This is a genomic window from Vibrio sp. 2304 (genome assembly GCF_033339475.1).
GTDB lineage: Bacteria > Pseudomonadota > Gammaproteobacteria > Enterobacterales > Vibrionaceae > Vibrio > Vibrio alginolyticus.
In genome coordinates this window covers 1-1,261 of the sequence record NZ_JAWOUQ010000042.1, presented here as the reverse complement: position 1 = coordinate 1,261, position 1,261 = coordinate 1, and the positions used below count along the sequence as shown (strand labels likewise).

Annotated in this window: 2 protein-coding genes; both read left to right on the top strand. The window is 53.5% G+C overall.

All coding sequences use genetic code 11. The features are described 5' to 3' along the window. Positions 1–680: MobA/MobL family protein (locus tag R7P64_RS24120; protein ID WP_318124123.1), on the top strand; the 680-nt coding region annotated here is incomplete at its 5' end. Between the two features lie 2 nt (positions 681–682). Continuing rightward, a complete protein-coding gene (locus R7P64_RS24115; RefSeq protein ID WP_318124121.1) occupies positions 683–1,213 on the top strand; it encodes a hypothetical protein in 531 nt (176 codons plus the stop codon). Positions 1,214–1,261: the final 48 nt, after the last annotated feature.

Sequence of the window (1,261 nt, the reverse complement as noted above, 5' to 3'; positions counted from 1 at the left end):
TGGCGCTTGTCCGGGATTTTGTGAAGCAGGAAACGGGCGACAAACATGCATGGACGTTTGCGATCCACAATCCGAAAGCCAGCATTGACGGCGGCGAACAGCCGCACGCCCATATCATGATGAGCCAGCGCGTCAATGACGGTATTGAGCGCAGTCCCGAACAGTATTTCAGGCGCTATAACGCCAAATTTCCGGCGCGTGGCGGCGCGCGCAAGGACTCAGGGCATAATTTAACCCCTACAGAACAAAAACAGGCACTGAAAGCCCTGCGGGAGCGCTGGGAGCGTACGCACAACGCGCATATGAAACGATATGGCTTTGAGCAGGGTTTTATTGATAGCCGGTCACTGAAAGCACAGGGTATCGACCGGAAACCGGAACAGCATCTCGGTTTTGAAGCAGCCGGACGACTGGACGACAGCCAGAGGCAGGATATTAAAGACAGCCGGACGTTTTCAGTCGTGGATGTGCCTGAACAGGCGAAGCATATCGACCACAGCGACCGTAGCTGGATGAATGCCAGCGGTATCGAGGTAAACCGGAAGGAACTGGTCAGATCTCTGACGCATGATATCTCGCAGCAGTACGGGCGGGAGATGGCTGCACGGGTCACAAAACAGGGAAATGTTGAAATAGAGCGCGTGAAATCCCTGTCACGCGGATTTTCCATAAGCAGGTAACTATGGCGAGCACCGAAGAAAAACTTCTCACGCTCCTGCTGTCGGCGGAGCATCTGAAAGATGCCGCAAAAGAGCAGCAGAAAGCCGTGGCGGATTCGCTGGCGGTGGCAAGGGAAACCCTGAAAGGCTACCGGGAAATATCGGACAGTGTGGCGCAGCAGGTTCGGGATGAAGTCCGGCAGGAAGTGCAGAAAATGGATATTGCGGGGCTGATCGGCGAGCGTATCAGCGCTGATTTTCAGCGTCTGGAAAAATCCGTCGGGAACATGAAAATCAATGCGGACGCGCTGGACAAGGAAATTTCCATTATCCGCAGTAACATCATCGCGGAGTACAACACGCTGCGGGGTTACAGCTGGAAGTGGTTTGCTGGGGTTGCGGTTGCCTTTGTCGTACTGATATTTGCCACAAGCTGGTTTGTGAAAACGGAACTACAGGACAATTACAACGCGTCTGCTGCCGTCTATCAGAAAGTGGCAGACCTTGAAAAGCTGCTGACAACGGAACTGAAACCGGAAAAGAAAAAGAACTGACGCGCTGCGCTTGTCCAACGCCTCACGTTCGCACAATAAATTGCGCAC